Source organism: Streptomyces nymphaeiformis, assembly GCF_014203895.1.
In the GTDB taxonomy this organism is placed as follows: domain Bacteria; phylum Actinomycetota; class Actinomycetes; order Streptomycetales; family Streptomycetaceae; genus Streptomyces; species Streptomyces nymphaeiformis.
The window spans coordinates 294,647-312,190 of the sequence record NZ_JACHJY010000008.1; the positions used below are offsets into that span (position 1 = coordinate 294,647).

The window sequence follows — 17,544 nt, forward strand, 5'->3', positions numbered from 1 at the left end:
GTTGGGCGGGCATGGTGATGATGGTGAGCCTGATGGTCACGGCGGTGATCGTCCTGATCCCGTTCCTCTTGGCGGCCGCCCGGCACATGGTGCTGCGGACCGGCAGACCGAAGTGGGTGCGCCGCGTCCTGGCCGCCCGCGCCAAGGAGGGCGCGGACGGAGCGGGCGTCACCGTCACCGACGAGCTGCTCTCGTTCCTGAACCCCGGCAAGCGCGTCCAGATCGAGCGCCGCCAGGAGGAACGCCTCGTGCGCCACGACGTCCAGGACGGCGCCCCGCGCCGCGTGGGCGTCGACCTGGACAGGGGGACCGCCGTGATCCGCCCCGGCGGCGACAGGGGCTAACCGCGGTGCGCGACCCGGAAGCGGATGCCCGCCGCGCGCAGGCGGTCGGTCAGGGCGTCGCCCATCGCGACGGCCGTCGTGACCTGGCCGGCCGTCTTCGGCAGGTCGTCGAAGGCGAGGCACAGGGCGGACTCGGCGAGCATCTTCGCCGTCTCGTCGTAGCCCGGGTCGCCGCCCGAGACCTCGGTGAAGACCCGCCGCCCGCCGCCCTCGCCGACGAACCGGACGGAGAACCAGCTGCGGGCGCGCCGCTCGGCCGACGGACCCCGGCCCGCCGCGTAACGCCCCATCAGCCAGGAGCGGACCGGCGGGAGTTGGGCTGCCGCGACGCTCGCGCCGATGGCGGCGGTGCCTCCGAGGGCCATCGGGAGGGTCTTCACGGAGGCGTAGTGCCGGTAGCGGAAGTCCGGTCCGTACCGTTCGAGGGCGGCGGCCGAGCGGGCCACGACCTGCGGGTCGAGCGTCGGCAGCGGCAGCGCCCAGGTTCCCGTCTCCCGGCTGAACCGCGGCCCGGCGAGCGGCGCGCGGGCCCGGCGGCCCACCAGGCGCGGCTCGTGCAGCCGCCGCTCGTGCGCCGCCCGCAGGATCTCCCGGCCCCGGCCGAACGCGGTCAGCGCCGAGGCGAAGGTGCCGCCGGAGAAGGCCGCCCCGGCCCGCACGAAGCCGTCGACGCGCAGCGGCACGTCCTCCGGCAGCTGCCGCACCGTGAAGTACGCGCCCAGGTCGTGCGGGACGGAGTCGAAGCCGCAGGCGTGCACGATCCGGGCGCCGGTCTCCCGGGCGCGCGCGTCGTGCCGTACGAACATGAGGTCCACGAACTCGGCCTCGCCCGTCAGGTCGAGGTAGTCCGTGCCCGCCTCCGCGCAGGCCGCGACCAGCCCCTCGCCGTGCCAGACGTACGGCCCGACCGTGGTCGCCAGCACCCGCGCGGACTCGGCGAGTGCGCGCAGCGAGCCGGGATCGGCCGAGTCGGCGACGAGCAGCGGCAGGGCGGCGAGCCGCGGCCGGCCGGCCGCGAGCCGGTCCCGCAGCGCCTCCAGTCTGCCGAGGCTGCGCCCGGCGAGCGCCCAGCGGCAGTCCGCCGGCGCGTGCTCGGCCAGGTACTCCGCGGTGAGCTCGCCCACGAAGCCCGTCGCCCCGAAGAGGACCACGTCGTACGGTCTGGCTCCGGTCTCGCGTCCCACGCCCGCCCCTGTCTCCATCAAGACCCTCATCTCGGCCGTACCGCGCCGCCGCGCGCGGTTGTCGTCGGCGGAGGATAGCGGAACCGGGGCGGGCTTCCGTCCCGGAGCCGGCCCCGCACAATTTCCAAGCGCTTGCTCGGCCGGGGGGCTTGTGCCGAGTGGAACACGTTCCTAGCATCTCCGGTGTTACATCATTGGTGTCACATACTCCTGGGGGCTCGATGAGCACGACGCACACCGCCCGGAACGGCCCGCTCACGGGCGTGCGCGTGGTCGAACTCGCCGGGATCGGCCCCGGCCCCTTCGCCGCGATGCTCCTCGCCGACCTCGGCGCCGACGTCGTCCGCGTCGACCGCCCCGGCGGCGCCGGGATCGGCATCGACCCCGCCCGCGACCTCACCAACCGCAACAAGCGCTCCGTCCTCGTCGACCTCAAGGCCGAGGACGGCCCCGCCACCGTGCTCGACCTCGTCGAGCGGGCCGACGTCCTCGTCGAGGGCTACCGGCCCGGCGTCGCCGAACGCCTCGGCGTCGGCCCCGAGGCCTGCCTCGCCCGCAATCCGCGCCTCGTCTACGGCCGGATGACCGGCTGGGGCCAGGACGGGCCGCTCGCCCCGACCGCCGGACACGACATCGGGTACATCGCGATCACCGGCGCCCTCGGCATGATCGGCCCCGACCCGGACGGCCCGCCCACCATCCCCGCCAACCTCGTCGGCGACTACGCGGGCGGCTCCCTCTACCTCGTCATCGGCGTCCTCGCCGCCCTCCAGCACGCCCGGACGCACGGCGAGGGCCAGGTCGTCGACGCCGCCATCGTCGACGGCACGGCCCACCTCACCACCATGATCCACGCGATGCTCGCGACCGGCGGCTGGCAGGACCGCAGGGGCGTGAACCTGCTCGACGGCGGCTGCCCCTTCTACGGCGTGTACGAGACCTCCGACGGCGGCCACATGGCGGTCGGCGCCCTGGAGGAACGGTTCTACGAGGAGTTCGCCCGCCTCCTGGACCTCGCCGACGCCGGCGCCCTCCGCCATGACCTCGCCCGCTGGCCCGAGCTGCGCAAGGCCGTCGCCGACCGCTTCCGGAGCCGTACCCGCGAGGAGTGGACCGCCGTCTTCGACGGCTCCGACGCCTGCGTCGCCCCCGTCCTCTCGATGCGCGAGGCCCCCGGCCACCCGCACCTGGCCGCCCGCGCCACCTTCACGGAGCGGGACGGCATCGCCCAGCCCGCCCCCGCACCCCGCTTCTCCGTCACCCCCGGCACCCTGCGCACGGGCCCCGCCCTGCCCGGTGCCGACACCGCCGAGGTCGCCCGTGACTGGGCCGTACCCGCCCTGAACACCCAGGAGCCCGAAGCATGAAGCGTCAGCTCTACACCGAGGACCACGAGGCCTTCCGCGCGGTCGTCCGCACCTTCCTGGAGAAGGAGGTGCTGCCCCACTACGAGCAGTGGGAGAAGGACGGCATCGTCTCCCGCGAGGCCTGGCTCGCCGCCGGCCGGCAGGGCCTCCTCGGCCTCGCCGTCGAGGAGGAGCACGGCGGCGGCGGCAACCCCGACTTCCGGTACGCCTCCGTCCTCGCCGAGGAGTTCACCAAGGCGGCCGCCCCCGGACTCGCCATCGGCCTGCACAACGACATCATCGGCCCGTACCTCACCAAGCTCGCCACCGACGAGCAGCGCCGCCGCTGGCTGCCCGGCTTCTGCTCCGGCGAGATCGTCACCGCCATCGCCATGACGGAACCCGGCGCCGGCTCCGACCTCCAGGGCATCCGCACCACCGCCGAGGACCACGGCGACCACTGGATCCTCAACGGCTCCAAGACCTTCATCTCCAACGGCATCCTCGCCGACCTGGTGATCGTCGTCGCGAAGACCACCCCCGAGGGCGGCGCCCACGGCCTCTCCCTCCTCGTCGTCGAGCGCGGCATGGAGGGCTTCGAGCGCGGCCGGAACCTCGACAAGATCGGACAGAAGTCCCAGGACACCGCCGAACTCTTCTTCAAGGACGTCCGCGTCCCCAAGGAGAACCTGCTCGGCGAGCTCAACGGCGCCTTCGTCCACCTCATGACCAACCTCGCCCAGGAGCGCCTCGCCATCGCCGTCGCGGGCATCGCCGGAGCCGAGCACCTCCTGGAGCTCACCACCCGCTACGTCAAGGAGCGCGAGGCCTTCGGCCGGCCGCTCGCCAAGCTCCAGCACGTGCGCTTCGAGATCGCGGAGATGGCCACCGAGTGCGCCGTCACCCGCACCTTCGTGGACCGGTGCATCGCCGAGCACGCCGACCCGACCGGCCTCGGACTCGACCCCGTCAACGCCTCCATGGCGAAGTGGTGGGCGACCGAGCTCCAGAAGCGGGTCGCCGACCGCTGCCTGCAACTGCACGGCGGATACGGCTACATGAGCGAATTCCCGGTCGCCCGCGCCTTCACCGACGGCCGGATCCAGACCATCTACGGCGGGACGACGGAGATCATGAAGGAGATCATCGGCCGCTCCCTGCTGGGCTGACCCCGTCCCGCACCCCTCGAAGAACCCTCATCGCGAAAGGCTTCCCGTGAGCACCGAAGCGTACGTGTACGACGCGATCCGCACCCCGCGCGGACGCGGCAAGGCCAACGGCTCCCTGCACGGCACCAAGCCCATCGACCTGGTCGTCGGCCTCATCCGGGAGATCCAGGCCCGCAACCCCGGACTCGACCCGGCCGCCATCGACGACATCGTCCTCGGCGTCGTCGGCCCGGTCGGCGACCAGGGCTCCGACATCGCCCGCATCGCCGCCATCGCCGCCGGACTGCCCGACACCGTCGCCGGCGTCCAGGAGAACCGCTTCTGCGCCTCCGGCCTCGAAGCGGTCAACATGGCCGCGATGAAGGTCCGCTCCGGCTGGGAGGACCTCGTCCTCGCCGGCGGCGTCGAGTCCATGTCCCGTGTGCCGATGGCCTCCGACGGCGGCGCCTGGTTCGCCGACCCGATGACCAACATGGAGACGAACTTCGTCCCCCAGGGCATCGGTGCCGACCTCATCGCCACCCTGGAGGGCTTCAGCCGCCGGGACGTCGACGAGTACGCCGCCCTCTCCCAGGAGCGCGCCGCCGCCGCCGTCAAGGACGGCCGCTTCGCCCGCTCCGTCGTCCCCGTCAAGGACCGCGCCGGACTCACCGTCCTCGACCACGACGAGTTCATCCGCCCCGGCACCACCGCCGACACCCTCGCCCGCCTCAAGCCCTCCTTCGCCGACATCGGCGAGCTCGGCGGCTTCGACGCGGTCGCGCTGCAGAAGTACCACTGGGTCGAGGAGATCAACCACGTCCACCACGCGGGCAACTCCTCCGGCATCGTCGACGGCGCCTCGCTCCTCGCCGTCGGCTCCAAGGAGGTCGGCGAGCGGTACGGGCTGACGCCGCGCGCCCGGATCGTCTCCGCCGCCGTCTCCGGCTCCGAGCCGACCATCATGCTCACCGGCCCCGCCCCGGCCACCCGCAAGGCCCTCGCCAAGGCCGGCCTCACCATCGACGACATCGACCTCGTCGAGATCAACGAGGCCTTCGCGGCCGTCGTCCTGCGCTTCGTCAAGGACATGGGCATCTCCCTGGACAAGGTCAACGTCAACGGCGGCGCCATCGCGCTCGGCCACCCGCTCGGCGCCACCGGCGGCATGATCCTCGGCACCCTCGTCGACGAGCTGGAGCGCCAGGACAAGCGCTACGGCCTCGCCACCCTCTGCGTGGGCGGCGGCATGGGCATCGCCACCGTCGTCGAGCGCGTCTGACGTCCCGTCCGCACCCCATACTCACGGAGAAGCAGCAGACATGAGCGAGAGCACCACCATCCGCTGGGAGCAGGACGAGACCGGGATCGTCACCCTCGTCCTCGACGACCCCAACCAGTCCGCCAACACCATGAACCAGGCCTTCCGGGCCTCGATCAAGGCGATCGCCGACCGCGTGGAGGCCGAGAAGGACTCCATCCGCGGCATCATCTACACCTCCGCGAAGAAGACCTTCTTCGCAGGCGGCGACCTCAAGGACATGATCAAGGCGGGCCCCGAGCACGCCCAGGACATCTTCGACTCCGCCATCGAGATCAAGAACGCGCTCCGCCGCATCGAGACCCTCGGCAAGCCGGTCGTCGCCGCCATCAACGGCGCCGCGCTCGGCGGCGGCTACGAGATCGCCCTCGCCTCCCACCACCGCGTCGCCCTCGACGCCCCCGGCTCCAAGATCGGCCTGCCCGAGGTCACCCTCGGCCTGCTGCCCGGCGGTGGCGGCGTCGCCCGCACCGTACGCCTCATGGGCATCACCGACGCTCTCCTCAAGGTGCTGCTCCAGGGGACCCAGTACGCCCCCAAGCGCGCCCTGGACAGCGGCCTCGTCCACGAGGTCGCCGCCACCGCCGAGGAGATGATGGCCAAGGCCATCGCCTTCATCGACGCGCACCCGGAGTCCCACCAGCCCTGGGACGTCCCCGGCTACCGCATCCCCGGCGGCACCCCGTCGAACCCGAAGTTCGCCGCCAACCTGCCGGCCTTCCCGGCCAACCTGCGCAAGCAGCTCAACGGCGCGCCCTACCCGGCCCCGAAGGCCATCATGGCCGCCGCCGTCGAGGGCTCCCAGGTCGACTTCGAGACCGCGATCACCATCGAGTCCCGCTACTTCACCGAGCTGGTCATCGGCCAGACCGCGAAGAACATGATCCAGGCGTTCTTCTTCGACCTCCAGGCGGTGAACTCGGGCGCGAGCCGCCCGAAGGGCATCGAGAAGCGCCAGGTCCGCAAGGTCGCCGTCCTCGGCGCCGGCATGATGGGCGCCGGCATCGCGTACTCCTGCGCCCGGGCCGGCATCGAGGTCGTCCTCAAGGACGTCTCCGCCGAGTCCGCCGCGAAGGGCAAGGCGTACTCCGAGAAGCTCTGCGCCAAGGCCGTCTCCCGCGGCCGCACCACCCAGGAGAAGGCCGACGCCCTCCTCGCCCGCATCACGCCCACCGCCGAGGCGGCGGACCTGGCCGGCTGCGACGCGGTCATCGAGGCGGTCTTCGAGGACACGGCGCTCAAGCACAAGGTCTTCCAGGAGATCCAGCACGTCGTCGCCCCCGACGCGCTGCTCTGCTCCAACACCTCCACCCTCCCCATCTCGGTCCTCGCCGAGGGCGTCGAGCGCCAGACCGACTTCATCGGCCTGCACTTCTTCTCGCCCGTCGACAAGATGCCGCTCGTCGAGATCATCAAGGGCGAGCGGACCGGCGACGAGGCGCTCGCCCGCGCCTTCGACCTGGTCCGCCAGATCAACAAGACGCCGATCGTCGTCAACGACTCGCGCGGCTTCTTCACCTCCCGGGTGATCGGCCACTTCATCAACGAGGGCGTCGCCATGGTCGGCGAGGGCATCGAGCCCGCCTCGGTCGAGCAGGCCGCCGCCCAGGCCGGCTACCCGGCGAAGGTCCTCTCCCTCATGGACGAGCTGACCCTCACCCTCCCGCGCAAGATCCGCAACGAGACGAAGAAGGCGATCGAGGAGGCGGGCGGCACCTGGGTCACCCACCCGGGCGAGGCCGTCATCGACCGCATGGTCGACGAGTTCGGCCGCCCCGGCCGCAGCGGCGGCGCGGGCTTCTACGAGTACGGCGAGGACGGCAAGCGCGGCAAGCTCTGGCCGGGCCTGCGCGAGCACTTCACGAAGCAGGGGTACGAGATCCCCTTCCGCGACATGCAGGAGCGGATGCTGTTCTCCGAGGCCCTGGACACCGTCCGGCTCCTGGAGGAGGGCGTCCTGACCTCGGTCGCCGACGCCAACATCGGCTCCATCATGGGCATCGGCTTCCCGGCCTGGACCGGTGGCATCCTCCAGTACATCAACGGCTACGAGGGCGGCGTCGCCGGCTTCGTGACGCGCGCCCGCGAGCTGGCGGCGACGTACGGCGAGCGCTTCGAGCCCCCGGCCCTCCTGGTGGAGAAGGCGGACCGCGGCGAGGTCTTCACCGACTCCTGAAGGCAGTCCTGAGCTCCTCGCTCAAGGACCGCTGGAACGCGGTGAGGAGGGCCTGGACCACCATCGGCTGCATGTGCGCCGAGAGCGACTTCATCGCGCTCACGTGGTCCGGGTCCTCCCCGCTCTCCCGGTACGGGCTCCACACCTCGTCCCGGAAGAGCCGGGACAGCTCCTGGGCGGCAGCGCGCGCATGCTGCAGGAGCACGGTCCGGGAGGCGAGGATCGTCTCGTGCTCGATGGGCACGTCGAGCAGCTCGACACCGAGCCGGAGCAACGCACCGTCGAGCCGGAAGGTGTCGACGTCCTCGGTCCGGTCGAGCACGCCCATCGCGGCCAGCCGGTCCACGTCCCGCCCCGTCAGCGCCCGCCCGGCCCGCCGCTCCAGCTCGCGCCGGGTGATCGTCTCGGCGGACTCGGGCGCCCACGAGGCCACCAGGGCCCGGTGGATGGCGAGGTCCTGCGCGCTGAGGTCGTCCGGCAACTGTTCGAGGTACCGCTCGATCGCGGCGAGCGTCATCCCCTGCCGCTGCAACTCCTCGATCAGCGCCAGCCGCGACAGATGATCGGCCCCGTAGTGCCCCACCCGCCGCGCCCCGATGACGGGCGGCGGCAGCAGCCCCCGCGTCCCGTAGAACCGCACGGTCCGCACGGTGACCCCGGCCCGCGCGGCCAGCTCGTCCACGGTGTACACGGGCCCCTGCGCGTCACTCGCCTGCTCCATGGTTCAACAGTATTGCTGTCTCACCATTGCTGTAAAAGCCCCTGAAGGGCTCGTCTCGCAGGTCGGTCCCGCATCGGGGGCCGGGGATCAGAGGGGCGCGGGCGAGGACAGGGCCGTGTCGACGGAGGCGAACGTGACGCCGTGGTCGGCCAGCGCCTCGGCGACGACGCCGCCGAGGGTGGTGAGGGCGAGGAGGAGGTGCTCGTCGCCGATCTCGCGGTCCTTGCGGGCCAGGGCGACGCGGAGCGACTTCTCCAGGACGGTCTTCGCCTCGCGGGAGAAGGAGAGGCGGCCCGACCACCACCCGGTGTCCTTGCGGTCGGCCGCCAGCGCGCCCGTGCCGTGGGTCTCCTCGACGCGCTCGACGATCGCGCCGACGTCGATGCCGAGGTCGGCCAGGGCCTCCGCCTCCGCCCGGGACAGTCCGGCCCGGCGCCGCGCGTCGGAGAGCGCGGCGAGCAGCGACGGGCGGCGCTCCGGCGGACACAGCCGCCCGAGGACCGCCGCCGCGCGGGTGTCCTCGCGGTCGAGCAGGGCCAGGAGGAGGTGCTCCGGGGTGACGACGGCCGCGCCGCCGCGCTCCGCGTGTGCGGCCGCGCCCTTCACCGTGGCCCGTGCGGCCTTCGTGAACCGTTCGAACATCACTGCCTCCCGTACTTCTTGTGGACGGCCTGCCGGCTGACACCCAGCTCGGTCGCGATCTCCTGCCACGACCATCCGTGGTTGCGCGCACTGCGCACCTGGACGGCCTCCAGCTGTTCCAGCAGTCGCCGCAACGCGGAGACGGCCCTCAGTCCGACCCGTGGGTCGCGATCGCCGGCCCGTGCGGCGAGATCGGTCGCATCGGTCATGTTGTCAATGTAGGTTGACAGCGCGAAGGATGTCAACCCTGGTTGACATCCTTCGCGCCGACCGCGCTGTCAGTGCCGCGCCCTACGGTGATCCCATGACCGTGATCGAGTACGTACGCGGGGACGCCACCGCGCCCCAGGCCAAGGGCGTCAAGGTCGTCGCGCACGTCTGCAACGACCTCGGGGGCTGGGGAAAGGGCTTCGTCCTGGCCGTCTCGCGCCGCTGGCCGGAGCCGGAGGCGGCCTTCCGCCGCTGGCACCGCGAGCGCGCGAAGAACGACTTCGGCCTCGGCGCGGCCCAGTTCGTCCAGGTCGAGCCGTACGTCTGGGTGGCCAACCTGGTGGGGCAGCGGGGGATACGGACGGGGCGGAGCACCGGAGTGCCCGTGCGGTACGAGGCGATCGACGCCGCCCTCGGACTCCTCGCGGACAAGGCGGTCGAACTCGGGGCGTCCGTGCACATGCCGCGCATCGGCTGCGGCCTCGCCGGCGGCTCCTGGGGGAAGGTCGAGCCGCTGGTGCTCCGGCGCCTCGTGGAGCGGGGGATACCGGTCACCGTGTACGACTTCGGCGGGTAACGGGCGCGAAGGCGGGCCGTCGCAGAAGTGTTCGGGTGTGCGGGCTAGAGTCGGCGGTTCGCATCGGGGGAACGGGAAGCAGGGGAGTCGGATGTACGCGCAACTCAGGGAGACCGCCGACGAGTTGGCCGGGGTCCTGTGGCGGGAGCACACCGTCTACCGGGAGCGGGGTGGCGGTGTGGTGATCCGGGGCGAGCACGTGCGCCGCTGGATCAGTCTCGCCCCGACCGGGGGCAAGGACCGGGCCCTGCTGCGGGCCGGGCGGATCCTGGACGGGGGGACGACCGCCCCGGCCCGTACGGAGGTCGTCGTCGACCTGACGGCCGGGACGGCGGAGCTCGCGACCGTCTGCCGCCGGCTGCTCGCCGACGTCGCCGCGGGCGCCGAGCCGGCCCGGTCGGCAGGGTCGGGGCCGTCCCGCGCCGGAAGACCCGGAAAGCGCGAGAAGCCGGGGCGCGCGGCTCGTGCCGCCCGCCCCGGCCGCCGCCCCCGCAGGGAGCGGCACACCAGCCCCGGCTCCTGGTTCGTCCTGCTCTGCGTGGCCGGAGTCCTCGGTGCCTGGCTGTACGGCCTCTTCGGGAGCTACCCCTCCTAGTAGGCCGTCACGGGGTAGTGGTCGGAGAGGTTGGTGTACGTGTACTGCGTGCCCCAGCTGGAGACCGTCCACGGCGCGGTCTGCTCCAGGACCACGTTGTTGGTCCACCCGGCGGGCCGCGCGTTCCCGGCGCGGTAGAGGACGTAGTCGAGGTCCTCGCGCGGGTCGGTCGGGTAGCGGTAGGACGCGATCGAGTTCAGCTGGGTGTCGAAGGAGTACGGGTGGCCGGTGCGGGCGTCGGCCCCCACCAGGCCCGCGTCGGCGAGCATCGTGTCGTACTCGGGCGTGTGCGAGTCGACGTTCATGTCACCGGCGACGATGACCTGCTCGTTCGCCGGGATGTTCTTGGCGTCGAGGAACGCGTCGATCGCCTTGAACTGGCGGCTGCGCATCTGCGCCGCCTCGCCCGCCGAGCAGCCCGGGTCGGTCGAGTTCGCGTGCGTGCCGACGACGTGGACGAGGCTGCCGTTCACGTTCAGGACGGTGTAGGCGAAGCCCTTGTTCGCGTACCAGTCGGCGCCGCAGGCGTCCTTGTAGACGTACTGCTCCTTGCGGACGATCGGCCACTTGCTGAGGATCGTCACCCCGCCGTCCTCGGGCGTGGTCGAGGAGTAGGCCCCGCCGGTCGCGTCCCAGCCGGTCTTGCTGCGGCCGACGACGGGGGTCTGGTACGGGTACTGGGCGGCGGCGTTCGCCTTGAGGGCGTCCGAGGCGGAGTTGTCGAAGGCCTCCTGGAGCACGACGACGTCCTGCCCCTGGAAGAAGGGGGCGGCGGGGATCGCCTTGGCCCGGTGGTCCTGGCCCCAGTTCGGGTAGAGGGTCTTCGACATCAGGAACGTGTTGTACGTGAGCACCTTCAGCCGCGGGGCCTCGGTGGTCGCGGCGGACGCGCCCGGGGCGGCCGTCACCAGGGTGGCGGCGGCGAGGGCGAGCGAAAGGGCGGCGCCGGGGGCGCGGCGGAGCGCTGCGAACGACACGTGAACTCCCATGAGTGCGTGGGGGGTTGGACTGGCGCCGCACATACAATCAGCCGTGGTTACCTTCCGGTAGCCTTTGGGTGCCGGGAATCTTGCCGAGCTCGCAAGATCACGCCAACTCTCGTCCAGGTGTCTGAATTCTCATGTTTGCGGTGCCGTGCGGGCGGCATGGGTGCAGCCTGGAACGTGTGAGGATGAGGCGATGGACCGTGTGAAGCAGCTCGACCGGGCCCCGGCCGGTCGCGACCCCGAGCCGCCGCCCGTCGGCGGAGTGCTGTGGAGCGTCGCGGGGGACGTCCGGGCGCTGCTGATGCTGCCCGCCGCCCTCACCCTCCAGGTCGCCCACCCCGCGATCGGCGCCGGCGTCGACGACCACTCCGTCTTCCGCACCGACCCCTGGGGCCGCGGCGAGCGCTCCCTGCGCTCGCTGCAGCTGTGGATCTACGGAGGCGAGGAAGCCGCCGTGGAGGGCCGCCGGCTGCGGGAGCTGCACCGGACCATCCGGGGCACGGACGCCCACGGCCGGCGCTACCACGCGCTCACCCCGGCCTACTACTCGTGGGTGCACGCGACCGGCTTCCCGATCTACCGGCACGGCCTCCGTCTGCTCGCCCGCCCGCTGACCGAGGCACAGGAACGGCAGCTGTACGCCGAGTGGCTCCAGGTCGGCCGGGTCCTCGGCATCCACGACCGGGACATGCCGCAGACGATCGAGGCGTTCTGGCCGTACTACCGGAAGGTGCTCGCCGAGGAGATCGAGGCGACCACGGTCGTACGGGAGCTCCTTGACACCGACCTGCCGCTGCCCGCCCCGGACCGGGGCCCGCTGCCGCTCCGGCTCGCCCTCCGTCTCCTCTGGCCCGTCCTCCGCCGCCCCTTCCTGCGGCTGCGCGCGTTCCTCACGGTCGGTCTGATGCCGCCGGACGCGAGGGAGGCCATCGGCCTGGAGTGGACGGACGCGCAGGAGCGCACCCTGCGCCGTTTCGCCCGCATCGTCCGCACGGTGGTCCCGGCCCTCCCGGAACGCCTCCGCTACCTGCCCCTGGCCCGGAAGGCCCGCGAGGCCGCCCGCCGCGCCCAGCGCTGACGAACGGCCTCGCGGGACCAGAGCCCTCGCGGTCAGTGCCCCGCGTGGTTCCCCGGCGCGCCGTTCTCGTGGATCGTGTTCGTCGCCGCGATCTTCTTCCACGACTTCGGCTGTGCGGGCTTCGCCGGCTTCGCGGCGGTGCGGGCCGACGGCGCCGCCGCGGGGGCGGTCGTCGGGGCGGACGGCTTCGACGGCTGGTACAGCCAGGTGTCGAAGAGGTCGGCCAGCGGCCGGCCGGAGACGCGCTCCGCGTACCGGACGAAGTCCGAGACGTGCGCGTTGCCGTAGGCGTTCTCCTGGGGCCAGCCCTTCAGGATCGCGAAGAAGGTCTCGTCGCCGACCTCGTTGCGCAGCGCCTGGAGCGCCAGCGCGCCCCGGTCGTAGACGGCGCCGTGGAACTGGTTGTCCGCGCCCGGGTCACCCGGCTTCACCGTCCAGAACGGGTCGTCGGCCGGCCGCGAGGCGTACACGTAGTCCGCCAGCTCCTGGGCCGTGCCCTCGCCCTCCTTCTCCGACCACAGCCACTGGCTGTAGCGGGCGAAGCCCTCGTTGACCCAGATGTCCTTCCAGTCCTTGACGGACACGCTGTCCCCGTACCACTGGTGCGCCAACTCGTGGACGACCACCGACACGTTCGAGCCGTTGGCGAACAGCCGAGGGCTGTAGAACGGACGGGTCTGCGTCTCCAGGGCGAAGCCGCTCGTCACGTTCGGCACGTAGCCGCCGAGGGAGTTGAAGGGGTACGGCCCGAAGACCGACTCCAGCCACTCCGCCACCTCGGTCGTGCGCTCGATCGACGCGCGCGCCGCGCCCGCGTTGTCGCCGAGGTCCTTGCTGTACGCGTTGAGGACGGGCAGCCCGTTCGCGGTCCTGTCCGTCGTGATGTCGAACCTGCCGACGGCGAGCGTCGCCAGGTACGTCGCCTGCGGCTTGTTGGAGCGCCAGTTGAAGCGGGTCCAGCCGAGCCGCGAGGACTGCGACTGCAGCACGCCGTTGCTGATGGCCTGGTGGCCGTCCGGCACGAGCACCGAGACGTCGAAGGTGGCCTTGTCCAGCGGGTGGTCGTTGGACGGGAACCACCAGACGGCCGAGTCGGGCTCCTGCGCGGCGACGCCGCCGTCCGGGGTGCGGGCCCAGGCCGACCAGCCGTCGATCTTGAACTCGGAGGGCTTGCCCGCGTACCGGACGACCACCGTGATCGGCGTGTTCTTCGCGAGCGGGGACGCCGGGGTGACCTCCAGCTCGTGGTCGCCCGAGGTGGCGAACTTCGCCAGGCGGCCGTTCACCCGGATCTCGCTGACCTTCAGACCGAGGTCGAGGTTGAAGCGGGAGAGGTCCTGCTTCGTGGTGGCGAGGATCGTCGCCGTGCCCTCCAGGAGGTCCGTCGCCGGCTGGTACTTCAGGCGCAGGTCGTAGTGGGAGACGTCGTAGCCGCCGTTGCCGCTGGCGGGGTAGTAGGAGTCGCCGATGCCCGGGGCGCCGACCTCGAAGTCGGCCGCCGATGCCGGGATCGCCAGCAGCAGGGAGGCCGCAAGGGCGCTCGGAACGATGATTCTGCGGTGCACAGGTGCTCCCCAAGTCATAAGAAACGTAAGACGCACGGGTGGTCGTCGGTCCTTGCTCCGGACCTTATTCAGCCTCCCGACGCACCGTCACGTCCAGAGGACCCCCTGTCACACGATCGCCATTCGGCCGACATGAACCCGGCCGTCACCTGAATGACCCGGAATCCCCCCTGAATCCCTCCGACACTCTTTTGCCCGGGAGTTGACCGGGGTACGTTCCGGCGCATGCCGATGCGAATGCGGAGAACCCGCGGAGCCCGACTGACGTACGGAACCCTCGTGTCCGCGGCCACGGCCGCCCTGTTCGCCACCCTGATCACCCCCGCCGGCGCCCAGCCGGACCCGGTCCCGGCCGCCCCGCGCGAGTCCCGGCCGGCCTATTCGTACGCCGACGCCGTCCGCGAGTCCGTCTGGGTCGACACCGGCCTCGACGGCGACGGCGACGGGCGCGCCGACCGGGTCGCCGTCGACATCGTGCGCCCCCGCGAGCCCGCGGCGGCCGGCCGGCGGATCCCGGTCATCATGGACGCCAGCCCGTACTACGCCTGCTGCGGACGCGGCAACGAGGGCCAGAAGAAGACCTACGACGCCGACGGCAACCCCGTCCAGCTCCCGCTCTTCTACGACAACTACTTCGTCCCGCGCGGCTACGCCTTCGTCGCCGTCGACCTCGCCGGCACCAACCGCTCCGACGGCTGCGACGACGTCGGCGGACGCTCCGACATCCAGTCCGCGAAGGCCGTCGTCGACTGGCTGAACGGCCGCGCCCGCGGCTACACCTCCCGCACCGGCGGCACCCCGGCCCGCGCCACCGCGTGGAGCACCGGGAACGTCGGCATGATCGGCAAGAGCTGGGACGGCACCATCGCCAACGGCGTCGCCGCCACCGGCGTCGAAGGGCTGAAAACGATCGTTCCGATCGGTGCGATCTCCTCCTGGTACGACTACTTCCACTCACAGGGCGCCCCGCTCTACGACGCCAACCCCAGCTGGCTCTCCGAGTACGTGAACAGCCCCGAGGCGCAGGGCCGCTGCGGCGCCGTCCAGGACCGGATCACCTCCGGCACCCCGTACACCGCCGACTGGACCCCGGCCTGGACCGAGCGCGACTACGTGAAGGACGCCGGCAAGGTCAGGGCCAGCGTCTTCGTCGTCCACGGACAGCAGGACCTCAACGTCCGCACCAAGCAGTTCGGCCAGTGGTGGGACGCCCTCGCGGCCCACGGCGTCGAGCGGAAGATCTGGCTCTCCCAGACCGGCCACGTCGACCCCTTCGACTTCCGGCGCGCCGACTGGGTCCGCACCCTGCACCGCTGGTTCGACCACTACCTCCTCGGCTACGACAACGGCGTCGACCGCGAGCCCGTCGCCGACGTCGAGCGCGCCCCGGACGTCTGGACCACCGACCGGCAGTGGCCGCCGCGCACCACGGCGGCCACCACCCTGCGCCCCGCCCCCGGCGCCGCCCCGGGACCGGGCGTCCTCGGCCGCGCGTCCGCCGCTCCCGGCGCCACGGCGACCCTCACCGACGACCCGGCCCTGGGCGAGCTGGACTGGGCCGCGCGGATCGACGACCCGACCCCCGAGAAGGCCGGGTTCGTCACCCGTCCGCTCTCCCGTGACCTGCGGATCTCCGGCTCCTCGAAGGTGACGGTCACCGCGACGCCCACCACGTCCACCGCGTACCTCTCCGCCGTCCTCGTCGACCTCGGGCCGGCCACGATCCGGGACTACGCGGCGGCCGGCGAGGGCATCAGCACGCTCACCGACCGCACCTGCTGGGGCGCGAGCACGCCCGGTGACAGCGCCTGCTTCAAGGAGACCGCGGCCCGTACGGCGGACGTCGCGTACACGGTCGTCAGCCGCGGCTGGGCCGACCTCGGCACGTGGGCCGACCCGGGCCGGGAGCGCCCGCTGACCCCCGGGAGGGCGTACACCCTCACCCTCGACCTCGCGCCGACCGACCACGTCGTCCCGGCCGGCCACCGGCTCGCCCTGATCGTCGGCGGCACCGACAAGGACCTCATCGACCCTCCGTCGACCACCCCGACCCTCACTCTCGACCTCGCCCGCACCTGGGCGAAGCTGCCCTTCGTCGGCGGTGCCGGGGCGTTCGACCGGGCGACGACGGGAGCGGCCCCGGCCGTTCCGGCGCCGACCGGGGCGCCGTCCCTGAGCGGCCCCGTCCCGCCGGCCCCCGCCACCGGACCGCGCCTGCCCGGGGAGGCCCGATGAACCCCCGTCCCCGGCAGCGGAGCTCCCGGCGGGCGCTCGCCCTCGCCGTCGGCGCCGCCGCCCTCGCCCTGCCGCTCGTCACCGTCCCCGCGAAGGCGGCGGACAGCGCGCCGGCGCAGGCCCTCCCGCGCACCGGCTTCGAGGAGAGCAACGGCGGCCGGTGGACGACCGAGGCCGAGGAGACGGAGTTCCTCGCGGCGGTCGACCGGGGGAGCGACCGGGTGTCACTGCGCGAGATCGGCACCACCGGACAGGGCCGCCCACTCAGGCTCGCCACCCTCGGAGCGGGCGGCACGACCGTGCTGCTCGTCTGCAGCCAGCACGGCGACGAGCCGGCGGGCCGGGAGACCTGTCTGAGCACGCTGCGCGACCTCGCGTACGCCGAGGACGAGGCGACCCGGCGCTTCCTCGCCCGCACCACCCTCCTCGTCGTCCCGACCGCGAACCCCGACGGCCGGGAGGCCGACACCCGCGGCAACGGCGACGGCATCGACGTCAACCGCGACCACCTCGCCCTGCGGACCGCGGAGGCCCGCGCGATCGCCGCCGTCGTCCGCGACCGCAAGCCGTCGCTCGTCTACGACCTCCACGAGTACGGCGCCACCCCCCGCTACTACGACAAGGACCTGCTCGCCCTCTGGCCCCGCAGCCTCGACGCCGACCCGCACGTCCACGACGAGTCCCGGACGCTCTCGGAGTCCTACGTCCGGCCCGCCGCCGGGCTCGCCGGATACAGCAGCGGCATCTACGGCATCTGGACCGACCCCCTCACCGGCGAGCCGGTCAAGCAGGTCGCGGGGGACGGCCAGGAGCGGATCCTGCGCAACACGGCGGGCATCAAGCACTCCGCCGGACTCCTCGTCGAGACCCGGGTGGACGCCTTCGACCAGGCGGAGAAGGACGATCCGGCCCTGAACCGGCGGCGCCGCGTCGCCACCCAGCACGCCGCCCTGCGCGGGGCCTTCGCCTATCTGGACGAGCGGCGCGGGCCGCTCACGGCGGCCACCGCCCTCGCCCGGCGCGCCGGGTTCGCCGACCGGGGCCCGGTCTACCTCGGCGGCGCCGACAACGACCCGGCCGAGCCGGCGGAGATCCTCGCCGACCCGCCCTGCGGCTACCGCCTGGACGCCGCCCAGTACGCCGAGGTGGGCGACGAACTCGCCCTGCACGGAGTGACCGTACGGGCGGAGGGCGCCGGGGTGTTCGTGCCGCTGCGCCAGTCGCAGCGCGCGCTCGTCCCGCTGCTCCTGGACGCGCGGGCGACCTATCACCTCGTCAGTGGGAGGCCTGTGGAGGAGTGTTGACGATCGGGTGACCCCCGGCCGGGCGTGGCGCGATTCCGATGTTTGCCGAGGTAAAGTTACCGGTCGGTACTGACCATGCCTCGAACGGGCTCCCGAAGCCCCGGAGTTGGAG

16 protein-coding genes are annotated in these 17,544 nt (G+C 72.5%); 10 read left to right on the forward strand and 6 right to left on the reverse strand.

What is annotated here, in order from left to right:
* The first annotated feature begins 11 nt into the window (after positions 1-11).
* Positions 12-344 carry a DUF6191 domain-containing protein gene (locus tag GGE06_RS27435; RefSeq protein WP_116157957.1) on the forward strand — a complete coding sequence of 111 codons (333 nt, stop codon included), beginning with the start codon at positions 12-14 and terminating at the stop codon, positions 342-344.
* On the opposite strand, the gene GGE06_RS27440 is transcribed toward GGE06_RS27435, so the two are convergent.
* Positions 341-1,546 carry a saccharopine dehydrogenase family protein gene (locus GGE06_RS27440; protein WP_221518560.1) on the reverse strand — a complete coding sequence of 402 codons (1,206 nt, stop codon included), beginning with the start codon at positions 1,544-1,546 and terminating at the stop codon, positions 341-343. The two genes, GGE06_RS27435 and GGE06_RS27440, sit on opposite strands and share 4 nt — an antisense overlap.
* A gap of 203 nt (positions 1,547-1,749) precedes the next feature.
* On the opposite strand from GGE06_RS27440, the gene GGE06_RS27445 reads away from it, so the two are divergent.
* From GGE06_RS27445 to GGE06_RS27460, 4 genes are read left to right on the forward strand one after another with little or no spacing between them, the layout of a single operon-like run.
* Entirely contained in the window at positions 1,750-2,895 is a 1,146-nt protein-coding gene (locus GGE06_RS27445) for a CaiB/BaiF CoA transferase family protein (RefSeq protein ID WP_116157955.1), read from the forward strand.
* Complete coding sequence (locus GGE06_RS27450) at positions 2,892-4,043, forward strand: acyl-CoA dehydrogenase family protein (RefSeq protein ID WP_116157954.1); 1,152 nt, start codon at positions 2,892-2,894, stop codon at positions 4,041-4,043. The genes GGE06_RS27445 and GGE06_RS27450 overlap by 4 nt, the downstream gene beginning before the upstream one ends.
* 46 nt (positions 4,044-4,089) lie before the next feature.
* The gene (locus GGE06_RS27455) at positions 4,090-5,304 is read left to right on the forward strand and encodes an acetyl-CoA C-acetyltransferase (RefSeq protein ID WP_116157953.1); all 1,215 of its coding nucleotides are present in this window, start codon (positions 4,090-4,092) and stop codon (positions 5,302-5,304) included.
* 40 nt (positions 5,305-5,344) lie between these two features.
* Positions 5,345-7,519 (forward strand): 3-hydroxyacyl-CoA dehydrogenase NAD-binding domain-containing protein, encoded by a 2,175-nt coding sequence (locus GGE06_RS27460; protein WP_116157952.1) that lies wholly within the window; start codon positions 5,345-5,347, stop codon positions 7,517-7,519.
* On the opposite strand, the gene GGE06_RS27465 is transcribed toward GGE06_RS27460, so the two are convergent.
* The 3 genes from GGE06_RS27465 to GGE06_RS27475 all read right to left on the reverse strand — a co-directional run bounded on the left by GGE06_RS27465 (position 7,506) and on the right by GGE06_RS27475 (position 9,091).
* A complete protein-coding gene (locus GGE06_RS27465; RefSeq protein ID WP_116157951.1) occupies positions 7,506-8,240 on the reverse strand; it encodes a MerR family transcriptional regulator in 735 nt (244 codons plus the stop codon). The two genes, GGE06_RS27460 and GGE06_RS27465, sit on opposite strands and share 14 nt — an antisense overlap.
* A gap of 87 nt (positions 8,241-8,327) precedes the next feature.
* Positions 8,328-8,882 carry a Clp protease N-terminal domain-containing protein gene (locus GGE06_RS27470; RefSeq protein ID WP_184932053.1) on the reverse strand — a complete coding sequence of 185 codons (555 nt, stop codon included), beginning with the start codon at positions 8,880-8,882 and terminating at the stop codon, positions 8,328-8,330.
* Positions 8,882-9,091, reverse strand: a complete 210-nt coding sequence (locus GGE06_RS27475; RefSeq protein WP_116165222.1) for an HTH domain-containing protein — start codon at positions 9,089-9,091, stop codon at positions 8,882-8,884. Before GGE06_RS27475 ends, GGE06_RS27470 begins: the two co-directional genes overlap by 1 nt.
* Positions 9,092-9,186: 95 nt before the next feature.
* On the opposite strand from GGE06_RS27475, the gene GGE06_RS27480 reads away from it, so the two are divergent.
* Together GGE06_RS27480 and GGE06_RS27485 are read left to right on the forward strand one after the other, a co-directional pair.
* A complete protein-coding gene (locus tag GGE06_RS27480) occupies positions 9,187-9,669 on the forward strand; it encodes a macro domain-containing protein (protein ID WP_184932054.1) in 483 nt (160 codons plus the stop codon).
* Between the two features lie 91 nt (positions 9,670-9,760).
* Positions 9,761-10,264: a hypothetical protein gene (locus tag GGE06_RS27485; protein WP_116157948.1), complete on the forward strand. Its 504-nt coding sequence runs from the start codon at positions 9,761-9,763 to the stop codon at positions 10,262-10,264.
* On the opposite strand, the gene sph is transcribed toward GGE06_RS27485, so the two are convergent.
* Positions 10,261-11,286 (reverse strand): sphingomyelin phosphodiesterase, encoded by a 1,026-nt coding sequence (gene sph, locus GGE06_RS27490; RefSeq protein ID WP_376773594.1) that lies wholly within the window; start codon positions 11,284-11,286, stop codon positions 10,261-10,263. The two genes, GGE06_RS27485 and sph, sit on opposite strands and share 4 nt — an antisense overlap.
* A 157-nt stretch (positions 11,287-11,443) precedes the next feature.
* Here sph and GGE06_RS27495 point away from each other — a divergent pair, with 157 nt between their 5' ends.
* Entirely contained in the window at positions 11,444-12,328 is an 885-nt protein-coding gene (locus tag GGE06_RS27495; protein ID WP_116157946.1) for an oxygenase MpaB family protein, read from the forward strand.
* Positions 12,329-12,360: 32 nt separating this feature from the next.
* Here the strand turns inward: GGE06_RS27495 and GGE06_RS27500 are convergent, their stop codons facing one another.
* The gene (locus GGE06_RS27500) at positions 12,361-13,893 is read right to left on the reverse strand and encodes a M1 family metallopeptidase (protein ID WP_116157945.1); all 1,533 of its coding nucleotides are present in this window, start codon (positions 13,891-13,893) and stop codon (positions 12,361-12,363) included.
* Between the two features lie 225 nt (positions 13,894-14,118).
* On the opposite strand from GGE06_RS27500, the gene GGE06_RS27505 reads away from it, so the two are divergent.
* Entirely contained in the window at positions 14,119-16,128 is a 2,010-nt protein-coding gene (locus GGE06_RS27505) for a Xaa-Pro dipeptidyl-peptidase (protein ID WP_184932056.1), read from the forward strand.
* Positions 16,125-17,432: a M14 family metallopeptidase gene (locus tag GGE06_RS27510; protein WP_116157943.1), complete on the forward strand. Its 1,308-nt coding sequence runs from the start codon at positions 16,125-16,127 to the stop codon at positions 17,430-17,432. The genes GGE06_RS27505 and GGE06_RS27510 overlap by 4 nt, the downstream gene beginning before the upstream one ends.
* The last annotated feature ends 112 nt before the right edge of the window (positions 17,433-17,544 follow it).